The organism is Phaeobacter sp. JH20_37 (assembly GCF_048056015.1).
Lineage (GTDB): Bacteria > Pseudomonadota > Alphaproteobacteria > Rhodobacterales > Rhodobacteraceae > Phaeobacter > Phaeobacter bryozoorum.
Genome location: NZ_JAYMWW010000013.1, coordinates 98,025 through 118,399, shown reverse-complemented (window position 1 = coordinate 118,399; position 20,375 = coordinate 98,025). Strand labels below are relative to the sequence as shown.

16 protein-coding genes and 1 tRNA gene are annotated in these 20,375 nt (G+C 61.1%); 7 read left to right on the top strand and 10 right to left on the bottom strand.

Translation table 11 applies throughout. The features are described from left to right. Positions 1-8: 8 nt before the first annotated feature. Genes VWZ87_RS05430 through VWZ87_RS05410 form a run of 5 tightly spaced genes read right to left on the bottom strand, consistent with a single transcriptional unit; the run spans position 9 to position 4,989 of the window. Positions 9-860: a carbohydrate ABC transporter permease gene (locus tag VWZ87_RS05430; protein ID WP_416534881.1), complete on the bottom strand. Its 852-nt coding sequence runs from the start codon at positions 858-860 to the stop codon at positions 9-11. A gap of 8 nt (positions 861-868) precedes the next feature. Further along, positions 869-1,819, bottom strand: a complete 951-nt coding sequence (locus VWZ87_RS05425) for a carbohydrate ABC transporter permease (protein ID WP_340545675.1) — start codon at positions 1,817-1,819, stop codon at positions 869-871. Further along, on the bottom strand, positions 1,801-3,057 hold the full coding sequence (locus VWZ87_RS05420) for an ABC transporter substrate-binding protein (protein WP_340545676.1): 1,257 nt from the start codon (positions 3,055-3,057) through the stop codon (positions 1,801-1,803). The genes VWZ87_RS05425 and VWZ87_RS05420 overlap by 19 nt, the downstream gene beginning before the upstream one ends. 41 nt (positions 3,058-3,098) lie before the next feature. Further along, complete coding sequence (locus VWZ87_RS05415; RefSeq protein WP_416547600.1) at positions 3,099-4,253, bottom strand: aminotransferase class I/II-fold pyridoxal phosphate-dependent enzyme; 1,155 nt, start codon at positions 4,251-4,253, stop codon at positions 3,099-3,101. Next, positions 4,243-4,989, bottom strand: a complete 747-nt coding sequence (locus tag VWZ87_RS05410) for a FadR/GntR family transcriptional regulator (protein WP_340545678.1) — start codon at positions 4,987-4,989, stop codon at positions 4,243-4,245. The genes VWZ87_RS05415 and VWZ87_RS05410 overlap by 11 nt, the downstream gene beginning before the upstream one ends. A gap of 424 nt (positions 4,990-5,413) precedes the next feature. Between VWZ87_RS05410 and VWZ87_RS05405 the strand changes: the two genes are divergently transcribed. Continuing rightward, positions 5,414-6,589, top strand: coding sequence for an MFS transporter (locus VWZ87_RS05405; protein ID WP_416534879.1), 1,176 nt, complete (start codon positions 5,414-5,416; stop codon positions 6,587-6,589). 197 nt (positions 6,590-6,786) lie between these two features. Here the strand turns inward: VWZ87_RS05405 and VWZ87_RS05400 are convergent, their stop codons facing one another. From VWZ87_RS05400 to pdxH, 5 genes are all read right to left on the bottom strand, one after another. Then, positions 6,787-10,431: a vitamin B12-dependent ribonucleotide reductase gene (locus tag VWZ87_RS05400; RefSeq protein WP_416534878.1), complete on the bottom strand. Its 3,645-nt coding sequence runs from the start codon at positions 10,429-10,431 to the stop codon at positions 6,787-6,789. Between the two features lie 804 nt (positions 10,432-11,235). Next, positions 11,236-11,312, bottom strand: a tRNA-Pro gene (locus VWZ87_RS05395). Positions 11,313-11,355: 43 nt separating this feature from the next. Beyond that, positions 11,356-11,877 carry a DUF192 domain-containing protein gene (locus VWZ87_RS05390; RefSeq protein WP_416534877.1) on the bottom strand — a complete coding sequence of 174 codons (522 nt, stop codon included), beginning with the start codon at positions 11,875-11,877 and terminating at the stop codon, positions 11,356-11,358. A gap of 4 nt (positions 11,878-11,881) precedes the next feature. After that, a complete protein-coding gene (locus tag VWZ87_RS05385) occupies positions 11,882-12,418 on the bottom strand; it encodes a cold-shock protein (protein ID WP_416534876.1) in 537 nt (178 codons plus the stop codon). A gap of 118 nt (positions 12,419-12,536) precedes the next feature. Continuing rightward, positions 12,537-13,142: a pyridoxamine 5'-phosphate oxidase gene (gene pdxH, locus VWZ87_RS05380; RefSeq protein WP_416534875.1), complete on the bottom strand. Its 606-nt coding sequence runs from the start codon at positions 13,140-13,142 to the stop codon at positions 12,537-12,539. Between the two features lie 169 nt (positions 13,143-13,311). On the opposite strand from pdxH, the gene fabI reads away from it, so the two are divergent. The 6 genes from fabI (at position 13,312) to trpE (ending at position 20,321) form a co-directional block, all read left to right on the top strand. Continuing rightward, positions 13,312-14,130 carry an enoyl-ACP reductase FabI gene (fabI, locus tag VWZ87_RS05375; protein ID WP_340545684.1) on the top strand — a complete coding sequence of 273 codons (819 nt, stop codon included), beginning with the start codon at positions 13,312-13,314 and terminating at the stop codon, positions 14,128-14,130. Positions 14,131-14,227: 97 nt separating this feature from the next. Continuing rightward, on the top strand, positions 14,228-14,842 hold the full coding sequence (locus tag VWZ87_RS05370; protein WP_340545685.1) for a LysE family translocator: 615 nt from the start codon (positions 14,228-14,230) through the stop codon (positions 14,840-14,842). Positions 14,843-14,892: 50 nt separating this feature from the next. Continuing rightward, the gene (gene gpt, locus VWZ87_RS05365) at positions 14,893-15,396 is read left to right on the top strand and encodes a xanthine phosphoribosyltransferase (RefSeq protein WP_340545686.1); all 504 of its coding nucleotides are present in this window, start codon (positions 14,893-14,895) and stop codon (positions 15,394-15,396) included. A 207-nt stretch (positions 15,397-15,603) separates the two neighbouring features. Next, positions 15,604-16,794 carry an aminotransferase gene (locus VWZ87_RS05360; protein ID WP_416534874.1) on the top strand — a complete coding sequence of 397 codons (1,191 nt, stop codon included), beginning with the start codon at positions 15,604-15,606 and terminating at the stop codon, positions 16,792-16,794. Positions 16,795-16,952: 158 nt separating this feature from the next. Beyond that, on the top strand, positions 16,953-18,794 hold the full coding sequence (locus tag VWZ87_RS05355; RefSeq protein ID WP_416534873.1) for a SurA N-terminal domain-containing protein: 1,842 nt from the start codon (positions 16,953-16,955) through the stop codon (positions 18,792-18,794). Positions 18,795-18,809: 15 nt separating this feature from the next. Continuing rightward, a complete protein-coding gene (trpE, locus tag VWZ87_RS05350; protein ID WP_416534872.1) occupies positions 18,810-20,321 on the top strand; it encodes an anthranilate synthase component I in 1,512 nt (503 codons plus the stop codon). Positions 20,322-20,375: the final 54 nt, after the last annotated feature.

Here is a 20,375-nt window from a genome sequence, read left to right as displayed (position 1 = left end):
CCGGCCCCCTATCCTTTGACCGCGCCGGACGTGAGGCCCTGCACCAGGTAGCGTTGTATGAAAATGAAGAACAGGCAGCTTGGCACCAGCGCCAGCACGCCAGCCGCCATCATCTGCCCCCAGTCCACCGAGAATTTCGATACGAAGGTCAGCAGCCCGACCGGGAAGGTCATCGCGTCATTTTTTGAAATCAGCATCAGCGCAAACAGCAGCTCGGACCAGGCGGCGGTAAAGACAAAACCCAGCGTCGCCCCCAGCCCCGGCAGTGTCAGCGGAAACACCACCGTGCGCAGCGCCTGAAACCGGGTGCAGCCATCCATCATCGCGGCCTCTTCCAGATCCTTTGGGATCCCGTCAAAGAAGGATTGCATGAGGAAGGTCGCAAATGGGATGTTGAAGGCGGTGTAGACCACGATCAGCGAGGTGAGCGAGTTCAGCAGGCCCAGATCAGCCACGATCTTGTAGATCGGCGCGATGATCATCAGCAGCGGGAACATCTGGGTGATCAGCATCACGCCGATGATGATCCGCTTGCCCGCAAAGACAAATCGCGAGAAGGCATAGCCCGCCCCGGCTGCAATCAGCGTGGTGAAGAACGCCGTGCCGAGCGAGACTGTCAGAGAGTTGCGGAAATAGGCCAGGAACTCGGTCTCAAACAGCACGGTGGCGAAATTCTCGAACGTCACTGCACTGGGCAGCATCCGCGTGCCCTCGGAAAAGATCAGCGCATCGGGCGTAACGGCGATTTTCATCAGCCAGTAGAGCGGAAACAGCGCAAAGCCGAGATAGAATGCGATGGCGGCATATTTCCCAAGCGCAAGCGCTGGATGACGTCTGGATGAACGCGCGATATTAGCCATGGTGATCCTCAGATCTTGACCAGCCGTCTGCGCATCCACAGCAGGATGACAGCATAGGCCAGAAGGATGATCAGCAGCGCCACCGCAATGGTCGAGGCATAGCCGAAGTCCAGTTTGCGGAACGCGGTGGTAAAGATGTAGGTGGACAGGATCTGCGTTGAATTGGCCGGACCACCCCCGGTCATCACAAAGATCAGATCGGCAAAATTGGCGATCCAGATGGTGCGCAGCATCACCGTGATGGCAATCATTGGCGCCAGGAACGGCAGGGTAATCTTGGTAAAGCTCTGCCACGCGCTGGCGCCGTCGATTTCGGCAGCCTCGTACAGCTCACCCGGAATGGACTGCAGCGCAGCCAGCAGCGTGATGGCGAAAAACGGCACACCAAACCAGATATTGGCGGTGATCGGCCCCCAGATCGCCAGATCAGGATCACCCAAGATATTGTAGGGCTCCGACAGCACCCCAAGCGCGGCCAGCCAGTGCGGGATCGGTCCGATCACCGGGTTGAACAGCCAGGCCCATGTCAGGGCTGACAGAAAGGTCGGCACCGCCCAGGGCAGAAACACCAGCGCCTGAAACAGCTTCTTGCCAAAGAACTGCGTGTTCAGCAGCATCGCCAGCCCCAGCCCGAGAAAGAACTGAAAGAAGATCGACCAGAACGTCCAGAAGAAGGTGTTCTCAAGCGCGATCCAGAATTTGCGATCCGTCCAGAGCTTTTGATAGTTTTCAAACCCGACCCAGCCAGTGTCGAAAGGATTCAGCAGTTCAATGGCCTGAAACGAGTAGGACACCCCAATCACCAGCGGCATCAGCATGACGCTGCCGATCAACAGGATCATCGGCGACAGGTAGAGAAACGGCTCAACCATATAGTGCCAGTAGAGCGAGCGCCGTGCCCCGGTTCCCCCGGGCACGACGTTTTTTTGGGCGCGCGCAATCACTGCTTTGCCTGCCATTTCGCATATTCGCCGGTCAGGAAATCCGCCCATTCATCGGCCAGATCCTGTGCGCTGCGCTGACCAAGAAGCGCTTCCTGGCTGGTTTCCAGAACCACGGTGCTTGCAAAATAGCCCCATTTCTCCAGAAAGGTCGGCATGGTGGTCGGCTCATACTGCTCACCGTTCAACTCCTTGAACCAGCCTGCAAATTGCTCGGTCTGGAAATAGGGATCCTGATCAGCGCCCTTATGGACCGGGATCACACCAACTCGCTTGGCCCAGGTGCCATTGGCCTCAGGTGCAGACAGCGCCGCCACCAGATCAAAGGCCTCGTCCTCATGCTTGGTCGCATTGAAGATCGACCAGCCTGCAAAACCGATGGTCGGGAATGCCTTGCCGGAGGGGCCGACAGGCATCGGGATCACCGCAAAATCCTCGGCTGGCATCCGCTCCGAAATCGCGATCAGCGCGTCAGGATCCTGATCGAGGAAAGCGCAGGTGCCAGAATAGAAACCGGCGACGATCTCATTGAAGCCCCAGCTGACCGCATCCTTCGGGGCATAGCCCTTCTGGTAGAGATCAAGCATGAACTGGATGCCCTCGACCGAGCCTGGCTCATTCATGCGGCTCTTGCCATCATCGGTGAAGAAGTCATTGGTGCCGTTCATCGCAGCCGCCATCATCACCCAGCCGTTGGTGCCACCCGGACCACCGCGCAGGCAGTAGCCTGATTTGCCGTCCAGTTCCGATACCGCAGCCGATGCCGCCATGAAGTCTTCCATGGTTTCGGGCGGTTCGACACCGGCTTCGGCCAGCAGTTTCTTGTTGTAGAACATCGCGCGCAGGTAGAACCCGTAGGGGATCATATAGAGATCACCCGCCTGGCTGCCCATTGCAATCGTCTTGTCTGTCAGCGTTGCGCCATGCTCCCAGTCGGCGACATGATCGGCGAGGCTTGCCAGCTGGCCGGAGCCTGCATAAAGCGCCTGCCAGGTGTCGGGCATTTCGACAACATCGGGGATATCGCCGCCGGCAACCATGGTCGCCAGCTTCTCAAACGCCTGCCCCCACGGCAGGCTGATGATTTCGACGGAAACATCGGGATGGGCGGCCTCGTAACCGTCAACGATGCTCTGCAGCACCTTGGTGCGTTCCGGGCTGGTGATCACCTCAACCAGCTTGAGCGTCGTCTCCGCGTAGGCGGCGCTGCCCATCAGCATGGCCGCCGTCGTGATCCCTGTCAGAATTTTTTTCATGTTGTCCTTCCCCTTGTCGTGTGACGGTGCACACGGCCCTGTCAGACCGTGCTAGTCGCGAGGGCGGATGTGATATCCGCCCACAGGTCCTCGGCCTCCTCCAGCCCGAGGTTCAGCCGAACGAGGTTCGGCGAAACTCCAAAACGTTGCATCGAGTTCTCTTCGCCGATCTGCGCAAGCCCGACGCGGGCCGGCAGGATCAGGCTTTCAAATCCACCCCAGCTGACGCCCAGCCGGAAATGGGTTAGCGCGTTGGCAAATGCCGGGATATCCACGCTGTCATCAAATTCGACCGACATCAGACCGGACCGCCCGGTGAGACCCGGCACGTCGTTTGGGCCCGGAGAATGCACCCGGCGCACCTGCGGCAAGGCCGAAAGACGGTCGATAAAGAGCGTCGCCGTGGCCTCGTGCTGGCGCATCCGTACCGCCAGCGTGCGCAGGCCTCGGGTCAGCAGAAACGCCTCGAACGGCGCCAGCTTGCCACCCAGCAACGGCAACGTGAGATCACGGATCCGGTCGATATTCGCCTGCGAAGACACCACCACCCCCGCCACGGTATCGGAATGGCCGGAGATATATTTCGATGCTGAATGCAAAACGATATCAATGCCTTGGGTCAGGGGTTTTTGAAACACAGGGCTGGCCCAGGAATTGTCGATCATCGTCAGCACGCCATGCCGTTTTGCATGGGCTGCAACCTTCATGAGGTTCAGAGGCTGGAACACCACCGAACTGGGGCTTTCCAGATAGGCCAGCCGCACGCCCTTGAGCAAGTCCGGCTCGTCTTCCAGCTGCCTCGGCGCGTAATAGTCGATTTCAACCCCAAAGGGCCGCAACAGCCGTTCCATGAAACGATAGCTGTCGGGGTAGACATGTTCGACGCAGGCAATCCTGTCGCCCGGTTTCACAAAGGCAAGAAGCGTCGAGGAAATCGCCGCCATCCCGGAGGCAAATCCGCAGGCCGCCTCGCCCTGCTCGGCCTTGGCCATCAACCCCTCAAAGGCCGCCACCGTCGGGTTCTGGACCCTTGTGTATATCGCCGTATCGCTGCGCCCGGCCATGCGATCTTCAAACGCTTCGTAGCTGTCAAAACTGAACAGCGATGTTTGTACTATCGGCGGGGTGATCGCGCCGTTGCGATCCTCCAGAACAGCCGCCATCAACGTGGCCAGGCCCAGGTCCTCAGTCATCATGTCCCTCCACCATCGCCTGCATCGACTCGCGGATCTCCGCTTCGACCATGTCGAGAATGCGCTCCATCACTTTCATCGCCTCCTCCTCATTGCCCGCGACCACCGCTTCGGCCAGCGGCAGGTGCAGCGGGATCGAGGATTCCCCCAGATGCGGCTTGCCGAATGGCGCCTCGTAGACCTCGTTGAATCCATGCTGGATCTGCTGGATCAGCTGACCGAACAACGGGTTGCCGCAGGCCTCCTGCAGGGCTTCGTGAAACCGGTAATCGGAGGCGCGCCAGTCCTCTCCGGCACCGTGAATCGCGATCAGCTCGGTCACGCGGCCCATGATGATACGGGCGCTTTGCGGGGTGATGTTGCGGGTTGCCAGGCGGACGGTTTCCAGTTCCAGCGGGCGCCGAACCGCATGGGTTCGCATAAGGCTCTCGGCCTCCAGCTTGACCATCACCGGCAGATGGATGGCATTTGACACCACCTCCGTCGCCAGTCGCGTCCCGGCCTTCTTGTTGCGGGTCACGATGCCCATGTTCTGCCAGGCGGTCAGCGCCTCGCGCACCTTGGACCGGCCTACGCCCAGCTGACGGGCGATCTCCACTTCTGGCGGCAGGCGATCGCCCACACCCAGCCCGTCAGCCTCGATCATGCGGATCAGCGCTTCAAGGACATCCCGGCTAGTGCTGCGCGCCGGAAGCGGCGCCATGTGATGGGCTGTCTGGTTCGGATCACGCGCTGCCATGCTGTGCCTTTCATGCGATCTGGCGCTGGCCAGACCCGGTTCCTGTCACAGCATGGCAATAATGTCGGACATTATCAACAGTATTGTCGGACATTATATAAACGCGCATATTCAATGCGTTACAAAGACATGTTAAGGCACCACGCAGAGATCGGAGCCGGATCGGAACAGACGCTCTTGCAAATCAACCGGCCCCTGCTGACGTCGATTCGATCCATCTGCCGCGCCGAATACGGCCCGAATAAACCACCCGGGCACCTGCCGCACATCGGGCCAAAACCGCTTGCACCGGCATTGAGTTCCAATCACTCTGCGAAAATCCTGGCGAGGATTTGTCTGCGCCAAGCGGTCCCGTCAGATGTCCCAAGCCGATACGGGCCCGCCAGATTTGAGACCTCAGTTTCTACCGTAAAAAGGATTTCGCGTGCCCGTAACCAGCCCTCACCCGACCCGTCCGTCTTCCCGGTTCCGGCTGCGCACGCCATGGCGCGCGGTTGCGGCGATGTTTGTGCTGAACGGCGCCCTGTTTGGGATCTGGGCGTCGCGCATCCCGGCCGTCGCCGACAGCCACGAGCTGACGCCCGGCGCGCTGGGGTTGCTGCTGTTGCTAATGGCTGCAGGCGCGATCCTCTCCTTCCCGCTTGCCGGACGGGCGGCAGATCGGATGGGGGCCGCCCATGTCACCCGCCGGGTGGCGCTGGCCTATGTCCTCGGGCTGGTGCTGCTGGCGCTGGCGCCGAGCCTGCCGCTGCTGGCGGCCGCGCTCTTTGTCTTTGGTGCCGCCCATGGCAGCATGGACGTAGCGATGAACGCATGGGCAAGTGAGGTGGAGAAACGTGCCGGACGGCCGATGATGTCGTCCTTTCACGCGATGTTCAGCCTTGGGGCCGGGCTTTGTGCGCTGTCTGGCTACGGCGCGGCCTCCGTCGGGGCAGAAATCCCGCTGCATTTCCTGCTCGCCGGGGGGATCGCAGCGCTTCTGACGCTCTCTGTCGCACAGATCCCCTGGACTGCCGACCCCGCCCCCAAGAATCCGATGACAAAACCATCGCTTCTGCCCCGTGGACCGCTGGTTGCGGTGGGATTTGTCGCCTTTTGCGGAGCCGTTGGCGAAGGCGCGATGGCCGACTGGAGCGCGATCTTTCTGGTGCTGACGACGGGCGCCAGCGAAGCGGATGCCGCGCTTGGATTTGCCGTTTTCTCGGTCGCTATGGTGGCAATGCGGCTGATCGGCGATCTTGTGGTCGCGCGGCTTGGGGCCGTCAGCGCCGCGCGCATGGCCGGTGCCAGCGCCTGTCTTGGCGCATTGATCGCGGTGGTGTTTGGCAGCTACGCTGCTGCCATGATCGGCTTTGCCCTGATGGGTATCGGCTATGCGCTGGTCATGCCGCTCGCCTTCAGCCGCGCGGCCAGTGATCCCGAACTTCCCGCAGGCGCTGCCATCGCCAGCGTCGCGACATTCGGCTACGGCGGCATCCTGATCGGCCCACCCATGATCGGCATTACCGCCGAGTTGCTGTCGCTGCCTGCCGCCTTTGTGATCCTTGCAGTGCTTTCAGCGTTTATCGTTATATTTTCAAGGGTTCTAAAACGCAGCTAAACCAAGCTCCGGACCAAAAAAGAAAAAAGGGAGGCACTGTGGCCTCCCCCTCCCAGGTGCACGGATCAGGTGGTTCTTGTTACCGCCCGAGGTTGTTGCCTGTGTCCCGATCCGTGTCGGGGTGAGCGCACCCACCCCGGGTTTCCGACCAGCGCGACAGCATCGCCGCGACGGTCACAGTCCAATTCCATCAGCACTTAGCTACAGCCAGAGGTGCCGCCGCAGGTGTTGCATTTCATGCAGGTGCCATTGCGCACCAGCGTGTAATTTCCGCAATCGCCGCAGGCCTCGCCCTCGTAGCCCTGCATCTTGGCCTTGGTTCGGGCATCCATGCCGCCGGACGCGGCAGGCGCAACGGCTGATGTCTCAGGCACCAGCGACTGCAAGGCAGCGACCGGATCGCCCCCGATGTTGGCCAGCAGCTCGGTCTGCCCGCCCTGCAATACGACCAGTTCCTGCGGCAGACGCTTACGCAGATAGCCGGTGGAGGAAATCTGTTTCAGCACCTCCAGCGACCGCGTCGCAGCGGTTTCGCTCAGTTCCGAGAGATTGGAGACACCCTCTTCCTCGCCCCGGCCCAGATCGTCAAAGCTGGCGCCTTCCGGTTTGACATGAGCCAGATCGGTCCGATCGAGATAGCTGACCGCCAGCTCACGGAACACATAGTCCAGAATGGAGGTCGCATTCTTGATCGAGTCATTGCCCTGCACCATGCCCGCGGGCTCAAACTTGGTGAAGGTGAAGGCGTCGACAAACTCCTCCAGCGGCACGCCATATTGCAGGCCAACCGATACCGCGATGGCGAAATTGTTCATCATCGCCCGGAAACCGGCACCTTCCTTGTGCATGTCGATGAAGATCTCGCCAAGGTTGCCATCCTCATATTCGCCGGTGCGCAGGTACACTTTATGGCCGCCAACCACCGCCTTCTGGGTATAGCCCTTGCGGCGCTGCGGCATCTTGGTGCGATGCGATTTCACGATTTCCTTGATGACCACCTTCTCGACGATCTTCTCGGCAAGGGTGATGGCCTTTTCCTGCTGCGACCCGCTTTCGAGAATTTCGGCCGCCTCATCGTCGTCCTCAACCAGTGCCGCCGCCAGCGGCTGGCTCAGCTTGGAGCCGTCACGGTACAGCGCATTGGCCTTCACCCCCAGCGACCAGCTGAGTTCATAGGCCTTCTGGCAATCCTCAATGGTGGCGTCATTGGGCATGTTGATGGTCTTGGAGATTGCACCGGAGATAAAGCTCTGGGCTGCGGCCATCATCAGGATATGGCTATCAACCCCTAGATAACGCTTGCCTTTCTTGCCACAAGGATTGGCGCAATCAAAGATGTGATAGTGCTCTTCCTTCAGATGCGGCGCACCTTCCAGCGTCATGGATCCGCAGACATGGTCATTCGCCGCCTCGATATCGCGCTTGCTGAAGCCCAGATGGCGCAGCAGGTCAAAGGTCGGATCGTTCAGCTTTGTCGTCGGGATGCCCAGAACACCGGTGCAGAAATCCTCGCCCAGCGTCCACTGATTGAACACAAAGCGGATATCAAAGGCCGACTCCAGCGCCGCATCGACCTTCGCAAGCTCATTGGGGCCAAAGCCGTGACCGGCGAGCGAGGTGTGATTGATTCCCGGCGCATTGCCGATGGTGCCATGGCCCACGGCATAGGAGACGATCTCTTCGATCTGGGCCGGGGAATAGCCCAGGCCCTCCAGCGCGGCGGGAACCGAGCGGTTGATGATCTTGAAATAACCGCCGCCGGCCAGCTTCTTGAACTTCACCAGCGCAAAGTCCGGCTCGATCCCGGTGGTGTCGCAATCCATGACCAGACCAATGGTGCCGGTTGGGGCCACCACGGTGGCCTGCGCATTGCGGAACCCGTGACGTTCGCCCAACTCCAGCGCCTCGTCCCAGCTGCTCATCGCCAGTTCCGCCAGACGCGGGTCCGGGCAGTTGGCACTGTCAAGCGGCACCGGCTTCACGGCCAAGCCTTCGTAGCCGTCGACCGCGCCGTGCGCGGCTGCGCGATGGTTGCGGATCACCCGCAGCATGTCGCTTGCGTTCTGCTCGTAGCGGGCAAACGGCCCCAGCTCGGAGGCCATCTCGGCGGAAGTGGCATAGGACACGCCGGTCATGATCGCGGTCAGCGCACCGCAAAGCGCGCGCCCTTCGGCGCTGTCATAGCCAAAGCCCATGTTCATCAGCAAGCCGCCGATATTGGCGTAGCCAAGGCCCAGCGTGCGGAAATCATAGGAACGCTGCGCGATTTCCTTGGACGGGAACTGCGCCATCATCACCGAGATTTCCAGCGTCACCGTCCACAGACGGCAGGCGTGCATGTAATCCTCGGCCTGGAACACCCCGTCCTTGAGGAAGGTCAGCAGGTTCAGCGACGCGAGATTACAGGCGGTATCGTCCAGGAACATATATTCCGAACAAGGGTTTGAGCCGCGAATCTCACCGTCGGAGGGGCATGTGTGCCACTCGTTCACTGTGTCGTGGAACTGGATGCCCGGATCGGCGCAGGCCCAGGCCGCATGACCGACCTTTTCCCACAGATCCCGTGCCTTCACGGTTTTGGCGACCTTGCCATCGACCCGGTTGATCAGCTGCCAGTCGGCGTCCTTCTTCACCGCATGAAGGAAGGCGTTGGTGACCCGGATCGAGTTGTTGGAGTTCTGACCGGAAACCGAATTATAGGCGTCGCTGTCCCAGTCGGTGTCATAGGTCGGGAATTCAATCGAGGTATGCCCCTGCTTGGCATAGTCCAGAACGCGCTTCACATAGGTCTCGGGGATGGCGACCTTCTTGGCTTCGCGGATTGCCTTTTTCAGCCCATCGTTGACGGCCGGATCATAGGCGTCAGCCTCGGCCCCGTCCCAGCTGCGAATGGCCTCGAAGAGACCGTTCAGCATCTTCTCGTGCATCTTGGAGCCTGCGACGATGGAGGCCACCTTCTGCTCTTCGATCACTTTCCAGTCGATGAACTGTTCGATATCCGGGTGATCTGCATCGACGATCACCATCTTGGCGGCGCGACGGGTGGTGCCACCGGATTTGATCGCCCCGGCTGCCCGGTCACCGATCTTGAGGAAGCCCATCAGGCCAGAGGATTTGCCACCGCCGGACAGCGGTTCGCCTTCGCCGCGCAGATGGCTGAAATTGGTGCCGGTGCCGGAGCCATATTTGAACAACCGCGCCTCACGAACCCAAAGATCCATGATGCCGCCGTCCTGCACCAGATCGTCAGAGACCGACTGGATAAAGCAGGCATGGGGCTGCGGGTGCTCATAGGCGCTGTCAGATTTGGTCAGCTGGCCGGTTTTGTAATCGACATAATGGTGCCCCTGTGCCGGGCCGTCGATGCCATAGGCCCAATGCAGACCGGTGTTGAACCACTGCGGGCTGTTCGGCGCGGCGCGTTGGGTCGCCAGCATATAGCGCATCTCGTCGAAATAGGCGCGCGCGTCTTCCTCGGTTGAGAAATAACCGCCTTTCCAGCCCCAGTAGCACCAGGCGCCGGCCAGACGGTCGAACACCTGTTTGGAGGAGGTCTCGCCGCCAAATTCCACATCATCACCGGCCGGAACCGAGCGCCATAGGAACTCGGGCACGCCTTTTTCACGGAGCTTTTTCAGTTTGCTCGGGACGCCGGCTTTACGGAAATATTTCTGCGCAATCACATCGCTGGCGACCTGGCTCCAGCCCGCCGGAACCTCGACGCCCTCAAGACGGAACACAATGGTGCCGTCTGGATTGCGGATCTCCGACGTTGCAGGGACAAAGTCCAGATCGGCATATGCGTCCTGCCCAGATTTTGTAAATTTCCGTTCAATCTTCATGCCATCCGCCTCTTTTTTGCAGTCCCACTGTCACAAATCACGCCTTTTGGCCGACGCGTCTCTTCTCGTTCTTCGCCGCAAAACACCCTGCTGCGCACCTCACATAAGATGCGTGCCAGGGCCGAGGCCCCATATCCGCCAGCGCTAAATGCTTTGCTTGGTCTGGTGTAGCACCGGGTGAAATCCACCATATTTTGTGCTGCATCATCCGACGTACACAATTTGACGTATTCAGGCATATGGGGTCAACGGCATTTTTAGGTTTTCGTAACCATCTTTTTCGTTGACGATAGCTTAATGGTCTGCGGTCGATCACGAAGCTGCGATTCAGAGTTGATCACTTTACCTGGCACGGTCCCAAGAGCCCCATCCATCCGACGCGATAAATCCCCTTGCGGAGAGGGGCTTGCCGCATGTCACGCCGCAGCAACGGCAGCAGCGAACTCTTCTGAAACAGAAATCACTCAACCAGGCCGAGGGTTGAAAAAATGAAATACACGCCCTCCAGATAGAAGGCGTGCCGAGGTGTTTTTTTTCCCTGTTGGCACGAAGCGTAAAAGGAAATCGACGCCAACGCGCGTCAGTTGGTTAAGCAACCCTTAACAGACATAGCGAGACGCCTGATTTGGTCATAATTTGGAAACCAGTCCGAATCTCCTCAGAGCCCTCAGCGACTGAACAGCGCCCCTGCCCGTCCGCGGATGACGGATCTGCGCCCCCATCGGATCGGTCAGCTGGAACGCGAAACGCCGACAGCCCTGTGACAGGCATGTCGGCGTCTACGTCACATCCAGATGGATGAAATGGTCGGGGCGGCGAGATTCGAACTCACGACCCCCTGTACCCAAAACAGGTGCGCTACCAGACTGCGCCACGCCCCGGACCGTGCGCCTTCCTAGCGTTGCCGATCTGATTTGAAAAGCCCTAACAGGGCCAAATTGCGCCTGTCGTTGAAAAAACTTCATGGCGCAGCTGGGTGCCGACTGAAATCCCATAAAGCGCGGCAAGACCGCCGTTGATTTCCAGCACGGCATAGACGTTGTCACCACCCGGAATCGGCGTCAGGTCCCCGGGAATGGCGCGATGGTGAATATGGCGCACCGTGCCGCTGCTGTCGACAAACAGCATGTCCAGCGGAATGAGCGTATTCTTCATCCAGAAGCTGGCGCGCTGCGGCGCCTCATAGACAAACAACATGCCATTGCCACGCGCCATATGGGGCCGGTGCATCAACCCCTGCGCGCGTGTTTCTATGGTATCGGCGATTTCTACTGAGAACTGCGCCTGCCCCCAGGGGCCGCGCAGGCTGACCAGATCAGGGCGGCAGGCCTCTTCGGCCTGCACCCCCCCGGCCGCCACAATCGCAGCGACCGACATAATAGAGAGAGCGGCGGCTCTGGCTCCTGTTGTCATCCTGTCTGACAATCGGGTCCAGGCGTGCCGCATCACCTTAGTCCTGCTTTTCCAGAAGCGCCGCTTCCCAGGCCAGCACCTCGACCGCCATGCGGCCGCGTTTGCCGTCGATCACCCGCATCCCAAGCGCCTCGCCCGGTTGCAGTTCCGACAGACCCGACTGGCGCAGAACCTCAACATGAAGAAACACGTCTTCGTCGCGGCCAAACACATTGGCAAAACCAAAGCCCTTGCCTTTGTCGAACCATTTCACCCTTGCGGGTACCAGTGGCTCGGCGCTCAGCGTCTCGGCATTAATCTCCGCGAAATCGCTCAGAACCGGGCTGTCGTCGCGAACCGGCGGCGTGATCGACAGAACCTCCACCGCCTGGACGCCGCGTTCGGTGCGATGCGTTACCAGCTCAACCTCGGCCCCGTCGGCGATGGAGCTCTGACCGAAGTTACGCAACACATTCACGTGCAGCAGGATGTCCGGTCCGCCCTCATCGGAGACGACAAAGCCGAAACCTTTGGTTGGATCGAACCATTTCACCAGCCCGCGTATTTGCTGCAAACTGCTCAAGTCTTCTGCCACTGCTGTAGTCCACCGTATTCTTCAGTTTTTAACCAGTAGGTGATGCTCTATTCTCGGTTCTGAGTTCAAGCCAAAAACGGACACCAATATCACAATTCTGCTATTTTCCGATAGTGACCTAAGGGCACAACCGCTCCACCGTCCAAAGCGCTTCGGGTGTTTCGCGCCGCCAGACAAAGCGATCATGCAGACGAAACGCGCCATCGGCCCAGAACTCGATCTCAAGCGGCGTCAGACGGTAACCGCCCCAGAATGGCGGGCGCTCGGGATTTGACCCTTTGGTGGCTGTGACCTTGGCCACCTCCGCCATCAGCGCACCCCGGCTCGACAAGGGGCGCGACTGCGCCGAGGCCCAGGCCCCCAGTCGGCTCTTGAGGGACCGGGATTTGTAATAGGCATCTGCCTGCGGGCCGTTCTCGCGACTGATGATCCCGCGCGCGCGCACCTGGCGTCGCAGCGATTTCCAATGCATGACAAACGCCGCCTTGCCAGCGCCATCCAGCTCCTGCGCCTTGGCGCTTTCGTAATTGGTATAAAAGACAAAGGCTGCGTCCTCGATCTCTTTCAGCAGGACCATCCGGCAATTGGGCAACCCATCGGCATCCACCGTCGACAACGCAATCGCATTGGGATCGTTGATCTCGCTCTCTTCCGCCTCGCTGAGCCAGCTGCGCGCGATGGCAAAGGGATCCTCCCCCGCAAAGATACCGCTGCGATCGGACATGGCGCACCTCTTGGACTGTTATTATATGGGTCTGGCTGGCGCGACAATGCGCATGGCTGACAGCAACCTAGGCCGAGACAGGACAAACGACAAGAGACAGCGCTCTTGAAGCGCCTCGCCTGACAGACTAAACGTCGTCTAATTCGAATATCACAGGCGGAGAACCTGCATGTCTAGTCAACTGATGGCCGGCAAACGTGGCCTCATCATGGGCCTTGCCAATGATAAATCCATCGCGTGGGGCATTGCCAAAGCCTGCGCCGACGCCGGCGCCGAGCTTGCGTTTTCCTACCAGGGCGATGCCCTGAAGAAACGCGTCGACCCGCTGGCGGCGCAGCTTGGCAGCGATATCGTCCTGCCCTGCGATGTGGCCGATGAGGGCTCCGTTGATGCGCTGTTTGCAGCGCTGGAAGAAAAATGGGGCAAACTGGACTTTCTGGTGCACGCCATCGGCTTTTCCGACAAGAACGAGCTGCGCGGTCGCTATGTCGACACCACCCGTGGCAACTTTCAGATGACCATGGATATCTCGGTCTACTCCTTCACATCGGTGATGCAGCGCGCCGAGAAGATGATGTCCGAGGGCGGCAGCGCGGTCACACTGACCTATTACGGCGCCGAACAGGTGATGCCACATTATAATGTCATGGGTGTCGCCAAGGCCGCGCTCGAAGCATCGGTCAAATACCTTGCCGAAGATCTGGGCAAGGACGGCATCCGCGTCAATGCGATCTCTGCCGGACCGATCAAGACGCTGGCCGCCTCGGGCATTGGTGATTTCCGCTACATCATGAAATGGAACGAATATAATTCGCCGCTGCGCCGCAACGTGACCATTGATGACGTGGGCAAATCCGCGCTTTATCTGCTGTCGGATCTGTCCTCCGGCGTGACCGGCGAGAATCTGCACGTGGATGCCGGCTATCACGTCGTCGGGATGAAGGCGGTTGACGCCCCTGACATCGATGCGGCAACCGGGCGCAAATAAACACGGGTCCAGCAGATGCTGCGCGCATCTGCACCACAGAGAATGACACAGCAGGCGCGCGGCCCACGCGCGCCTCTTCCAATGACAGGGACCCACCATGACACTCGCCGCTTTTACCGCTTCCGTCCTCCTGTGCCTGATGGCCGCCATCAGCCCCGGCCCCGCCGTTCTGATGGCTGCGCGCGTCGGCCTGGCCCATGGCTGGCGCAGTGGTCTGGCGCTGGCGATTGGCATCGGTGCGGGTGCGGTGTTCTGGGCCTCCGCCGCGCTCTTCGGGCTGAACCTGCTGTTTGACTATGCCCCCTTCCTGCTGACCCTGCTGAAAATCGGCGGCGCCATGTTCCTGATCTACATGGCCTGGAACATGTGGCGCCATGCCAGCGAACCGATGTCGCAGGACAGTGACGCACAATTGCCGCAGACTGCTTTTGCGGCCTTCCGTCTTGGGATCTTCACCCAGCTGGCCAACCCCAAGCCGGCCGCCTTTTTCGGCGCCGTTTTTGTCGGCACCGTTCCCGAAGGCAGCAGCAGCCTGGCCCTTGCCGCCCTGCTCACCTGCATCTTTCTGGGTGAAGTCACTTGGAACACCCTCGTGGCCCGTATCTTCTCCTTTGAGAAAACGCGCCGCGGGTATATCAATCTGAAACATGTGATCGACCGGGTCTTTGGTGGTCTGCTGGCCGCCCTCGGCGTCAAGATCGCCGCCCTCTGAGGGCAGATGCACGATCCCGGACGCCAGACCCTAACAGGAGCATCAAAAACATGACCGATCGTCTGCCTCATGAAAAAGGCTTTCATATTTCCTGGGACCAGCTGCACCGCGACAGCCGCGCACTGGCGTGGCGTCTGGACGGGCAAGGCCCCGACGAAGGCGCCTGGCGTGCCGTTGTCGCCATCACCCGTGGCGGCATGGCTCCGGCCATGATCGTCAGCCGCGAACTGGATATCCGCATCGTCGACACGATCGGGGTGAAATCCTATCATCATCAGGATCAGGGACAGGCCGAGGTGCTGAAAGCCCCCGACGCCGAACTGATGGGCAACGGTGAAGGCGTGCTGATCATCGACGATCTGGTCGACAGCGGCAAAACTCTGGAACTGGTGCGCCAGATGTATCCCAAGGCGCATTTTGCCACCGTCTATGCCAAACCCAAAGGTCGGCCGATGGTCGATACCTTCATCACCGAGGTGAGCCAGGACACCTGGATCTTCTTCCCCTGGGATATGGCGCTGCAATATGTCGAACCCTATCGCGGGACCGACTGACCATCGACTGACGGACCACCAACCGTCACACAACGCATGGAAAGACGCACCTTCGGGGGCGTCTTTTTTCGTTTCCGCGCCGGGGATCTGCTGGGAGTTTTCCGGCGCAGGTCAAACCCCCTTGCAAAACCGGCGCAGTTGCGGCGGAGTGGCCAAAGCGCGCCATGGCTCTGGCCGGTGACGCGCCGACGCAAGACAGGACACCCGATGCCACAGGCCCGATTTCCCCACGCCCGCACCAAAGATACCTTTGTCTCGCCCATCGTCGATTCCCGGCGCTGGTTGGAGGGGCTGAACCTGCCTGCTGACATGCCGCTCCTTAATCTCAGTCAGGCGGCGCCTGCGGACCCGCCCCCCGAGGGGCTGCGCCGCGCCATCGCCGAGGCCGCCCTTGGCGACGACAGCAGCCACCTTTACGGGGCGGTACTGGGCCGGGACAGCCTGCGCGCCGCGCTCGCCGCAAAAATGGGCCGCCACTATGCGGCCGACCTCACGGCGGGTGATGTCGCCATCACCTCCGGCTGCAATCAGGCCTTTGCCGCGACCATCGCGGCGCTTTGTGGTGAGGGTGATCAGGTCATTCTCCCGACCCCCTGGTATTTCAATCACAAAATGTGGCTCGACATGCAGGGGGTCGAAAGCTGCCCGCTGCCGGTCGGCGCAGCCATGCTGCCCTGCCCGGATGCCGCTGCAAAGCTGATCACCGACCGGACCCGCGCCATCGTTCTGGTCACACCGAACAATCCCTGCGGGGTCGAATATCCCGGCGGTCTGGTACAGCGGTTCTATGATCTTGCCCGTGCCCACGGACTTGCCCTGATCGTGGATGAGACCTACCGCGACTTTGACAGCCGGGATGGCCCACCCCATGGGCTGTTTCAGGATCCCGGCTGGTCCGACACGCTGATCCACCTCTATTCTTTCTCCAAGGCCTATCGGCTCACCGGGCACCGGCTGGGTGCCGTGGCCGCGCATCGCGATCACCTGCAGGAGATGGAGAAGTTCCTAGACACCGTCACCATATGCCCGGCACAGCTTGGTCAGGTCGGCGCGCTCTGGGGGCTGGAAAACCTCGACGACTGGCTCGCCGCAGAGCGTCAGGAACTGCTGCGCCGCCGCGCTGCCATCGAGTCCGGGTTTGCGCCGCTGGCGGCGCGTGGCTGGCAGCTGCTCGGTTGTGGCGCCTATTTCGCCTATGTGGCCCACCCGTTTGACCAGCACAGCGACCCGCTGGCCCGGCGTCTGGTAAAAGAGGCAGGTATCCTGATGCTACCCGGCAGCATGTTCACGCCCAAGGGTGATCCATCGGGCGCGCAGCAATTCCGTATCGCCTTTGCCAATGTCGACACATCCGGCATCCGGACCCTGTTCGACCGGCTGGCAAACTGGGCCCCGTGAGCTGAGGCCTCCGCAATCTCACCCTCTCACCCGCTCTGAACGCAGGCACAGATCAGTCGTCCCTTGCCCCTTTCAAGGTGGCAGCGTATTCAGAGCCTCGACATTTCAGCATTCCCGGCTGCCCCGTGCAGTCCGGCGACCGGCAATACGAGGACATCATGGCTGCAGGCATGAAAAAACTATCAAATACATTTGTCTGGATCCTGATGGGGATGCTGATCATCGGCCTCGCCGGCTTTGGTGCGGTCAATTTCACCGGATCGGTGAACTCGGTTGCGGTGGTCGGAGATCAGGAGGTCTCGGTCGATGACTACGCCCGCGAATTGCAGCGCGAACAGCGCGCGCTGGAGGCCCAGACCGGCCAGCGCATTCCTATCGCGCAGATGACAGCGCTTGGTCTTGATCGCGTGGTACTGGGACGGTTGATCGCCATCGCCGCACTCGATCAGGAAAGCAGCAATCTGGGCCTGTCCATCGGCGATCAGAACCTGTTCGACGAAATCAGCCGGATCCCGGCGTTCCAGGACGGCAGCGGCGCCTTCAATCGCGACACCTATCAATATGCGCTGGACAATATCGGCCTGAGCGAAGCCGCCTTCGAGGCCGACCTGCGTCGCGAATCCGCCCGCACCCTGGTGCAGGGTGCCATCATGGCAGGCACCGAAATGCCCGACACGCTGCGCGACACGCTCACCAGCTATGTCGGTGCCCGTCGCAGCTTTGACTGGCTGCCGGTCAGCCCCGACAGCCTCGCCCTGACGGCCGTCGACCCCAGCGAAGAAGAGCTGCGCAGCTTCTATGAGGCGCATATCGACCGCTTCACCCTGCCCCGCACCAAGGTCATCACCTACGCCGCCCTGCGCCCCGATGCGCTGGTTGACGAAATCGAGATCGACGCCGCCGCGCTGGAACAGCTGTTCAACGAGCGCAGCGATGAATATCAGGTGCCCGAGCGCCGTCTGGTGGAACGTCTGGTCTTTGCCAACACCGAAGCGGCCGCCAGCGCCAAGGCGCAGCTCGACATCAATGGCAGCACCTTTGAAGCATTGGTCGCCGATCGCGGTCTCAGCCTGCAGGACGTGGATCTGGGCGATGTGACCATGGGCGACCTCGGCGGCGCCGGACAGGACGTCTTTGCCGCGCAGGTCGGCGATGTGGTTGGCCCGCTCGACAGCGATCTCGGCCCGGCCCTGTTCCGCGTCAATGGCCGTCTTGAGGCACGCGTGACCAGCCTTGATGATGTCAAGGACGAGCTGCGCGCCGAGCTGGCAACCGACCGCGCCCGCCGCCTGATCGAAACCCGCGCCGAGGACATCAACGACATGCTCGCCGGTGGTGCCACGCTGGAAGAGCTGGTCAACGAACCCGGCATGGAGCTGGGCAAGATCGACTGGCACAACGGCAGCACCGATGGCATCGCCGCCTATGACGGGTTCCGCACCGCCGCTGCCGCTGTCAGCACCGAAGATTTCCCCGAGGTCGACTTCCTCGAAGATGGCAGCCTCTTTGCCATCCGCCTGGATGAACAGCTTGAGCCACGCCCCGAACCCTTTGCAGAAGCTCAGGACAAACTGCGCGCCGCGTGGCAGGAGCAGCGCCTTCAGGATGCCACCGTCGCCGAAGCCGAGCGTCTGGCAGACCTGCTGAAGAGCGGCGATGCGCTGCCCGAGGGCGTTGAGCTTACATCCGAAACCGGCCTCACCCGCGCCGCCTATATCGACGCAGCCCCGCAGTCGCTGATGGCCCGAGTCTTTGATCTGGCCGAAGGCGAGGTCGCCGTGGTCAGCGACGAAAGCGCCACTGTTGTTGTGCGCCTCACCGAAACCCTGCCGGTGGCCGACACACCTGAGATGGCTGCGCTGGCCGAGGCGATGGGCACCCAGCTGGATCAGGCGCTTGCTCAGGCCCTGTTCGAAGCCTTCGTGCAGGACGCCCAGACCCGCGCCGCGCCGCGCATCGACCCGCAGGCGCTCAATGCCGTGCAGGCCAACTTCCAGTAATCAAGGCAGATCCAGATGGCCCTGACCCCCGATTTCGAGACCTTTGCCAAAGCCTATGAGGCCGGTGAAAACCAAGTTGTCTACACCCGGCTTGCCGCCGACCTCGACACGCCGGTGTCGCTGATGCTGAAGCTGACAGGCGCCCAGAAAGATGCCTTCATGCTGGAATCCGTCACCGGCGGTGAGGTGCGTGGGCGCTATTCGATCATCGGCATGAAACCGGATCTGGTCTGGCGTTGCCACGGGGAGCGCTCGGCCCTGAACCGCTCGGCGCGGTTTGATGCGGATGATTTCACCGCTCAGGACGGCAACCCGATGGACAACCTGCGGGCGCTGATCGCCGAAAGCAGGATCGAGCTGCCCGATGATCTGCCGCAGGCGGCGGCCGGTCTTTTTGGCTATCTCGGCTATGACATGATCCGGCTGGTCGAACATCTGCCGAACGTGAACCCGGATCCGCTTGGCCTCCCCGATGCGCTGATGCTGCGCCCCTCGGTGATCGCCGTGCTCGACGGGGTCAAGGGCGAGGTCACAGTGGTCTCCCCCGCATGGGCCAGCGAAGGCCAGTCGGCCAAGGCCGCCTATGCCCAGGCTGCCGAGCGGGTGATGGACGCGGTGCGCGATCTGGAACGTGCCATGCCCGCCGAAAGCCGCGACCTTGGCGACGCCGACGAGGTTGCGCCCCCGGTGAGTAATTTCACCAAAGAGGGCTATATGGCCGCGGTGGAGAAGGCCAAGGACTACATCCGCGCCGGTGACATCTTCCAGGTGGTGCCGGCACAGCGCTGGACACAGGCCTTCCCGCAGCCGCCTTTCGCGCTTTACCGCTCCCTGCGCCGCACCAACCCCTCGCCCTTCATGTTCTACTTCAACTTCGGCGGCTTCCAGGTGGTCGGTGCCAGCCCCGAAATCCTGGTGCGCGTCTTCGGGCAGGAGGTCACCATCCGGCCGATCGCAGGCACCCGCCCGCGCGGCGCCACGCCCGAGGAAGACAAGGCGCTGGAACTGGATCTACTGGCCGACAAGAAAGAGCTGGCAGAGCACCTGATGCTGCTGGACCTCGGGCGCAACGACACCGGCCGGGTGGCGAAGATCGGCACCGTGCGCCCCACCGAAAAATTCATCATCGAACGCTACAGCCACGTGATGCACATCGTCTCCAACGTCGTGGGCGAGCTGGCGGAGGACAAGGACGCGCTGGATGCCTTCTTTGCCGGCATGCCTGCTGGCACCGTCTCCGGCGCGCCAAAGGTGCGTGCGATGGAAATCATCGACGAGCTGGAGCCGGAAAAACGCGGCATCTACGGCGGCGGTGTTGGCTATTTCTCGGCCGGCGGCGACATGGACATGTGCATCGCGCTGCGCACCGCCATCGTCAAGGACCAGACCCTTTACATCCAGGCCGGCGGCGGCGTTGTCTATGACAGCGACCCGGAGGCGGAATATATGGAGACCGTCCATAAATCCAACGCGATCCGCCGTGCCGCCGCAGATGCGGCCCGCTTTACCGGCAATGGCAACGGCTAGCCCCGGACAGAACCGCAGCCCCCGAGTGTCTGCGCGCCCGGCATCTCATGCGCG

Bases quoted from the DNA above. Each gene is read 5' to 3' on its own strand.
- VWZ87_RS05430 (WP_416534881.1), bottom strand. From the start codon at position 860: ATGGCTAATATCGCGCGTTCATCCAGACGTCATCCAGCGCTTGCGCTT.
- VWZ87_RS05425 (WP_340545675.1), bottom strand. From the start codon at position 1,819: ATGGCAGGCAAAGCAGTGATTGCGCGCGCCCAAAAAAACGTCGTGCCC.
- VWZ87_RS05420 (WP_340545676.1), bottom strand. From the start codon at position 3,057: ATGAAAAAAATTCTGACAGGGATCACGACGGCGGCCATGCTGATGGGC.
- VWZ87_RS05415 (WP_416547600.1), bottom strand. From the start codon at position 4,253: ATGATGACTGAGGACCTGGGCCTGGCCACGTTGATGGCGGCTGTTCTG.
- VWZ87_RS05410 (WP_340545678.1), bottom strand. From the start codon at position 4,989: ATGGCAGCGCGTGATCCGAACCAGACAGCCCATCACATGGCGCCGCTT.
- VWZ87_RS05400 (WP_416534878.1), bottom strand. From the start codon at position 10,431: ATGAAGATTGAACGGAAATTTACAAAATCTGGGCAGGACGCATATGCC.
- VWZ87_RS05390 (WP_416534877.1), bottom strand. From the start codon at position 11,877: ATGCGGCACGCCTGGACCCGATTGTCAGACAGGATGACAACAGGAGCC.
- pdxH (WP_416534875.1), bottom strand. From the start codon at position 13,142: ATGTCCGATCGCAGCGGTATCTTTGCGGGGGAGGATCCCTTTGCCATC.
- fabI (WP_340545684.1), top strand. From the start codon at position 13,312: ATGTCTAGTCAACTGATGGCCGGCAAACGTGGCCTCATCATGGGCCTT.
- VWZ87_RS05370 (WP_340545685.1), top strand. From the start codon at position 14,228: ATGACACTCGCCGCTTTTACCGCTTCCGTCCTCCTGTGCCTGATGGCC.
- gpt (WP_340545686.1), top strand. From the start codon at position 14,893: ATGACCGATCGTCTGCCTCATGAAAAAGGCTTTCATATTTCCTGGGAC.
- VWZ87_RS05360 (WP_416534874.1), top strand. From the start codon at position 15,604: ATGCCACAGGCCCGATTTCCCCACGCCCGCACCAAAGATACCTTTGTC.
- VWZ87_RS05355 (WP_416534873.1), top strand. From the start codon at position 16,953: ATGGCTGCAGGCATGAAAAAACTATCAAATACATTTGTCTGGATCCTG.
- trpE (WP_416534872.1), top strand. From the start codon at position 18,810: ATGGCCCTGACCCCCGATTTCGAGACCTTTGCCAAAGCCTATGAGGCC.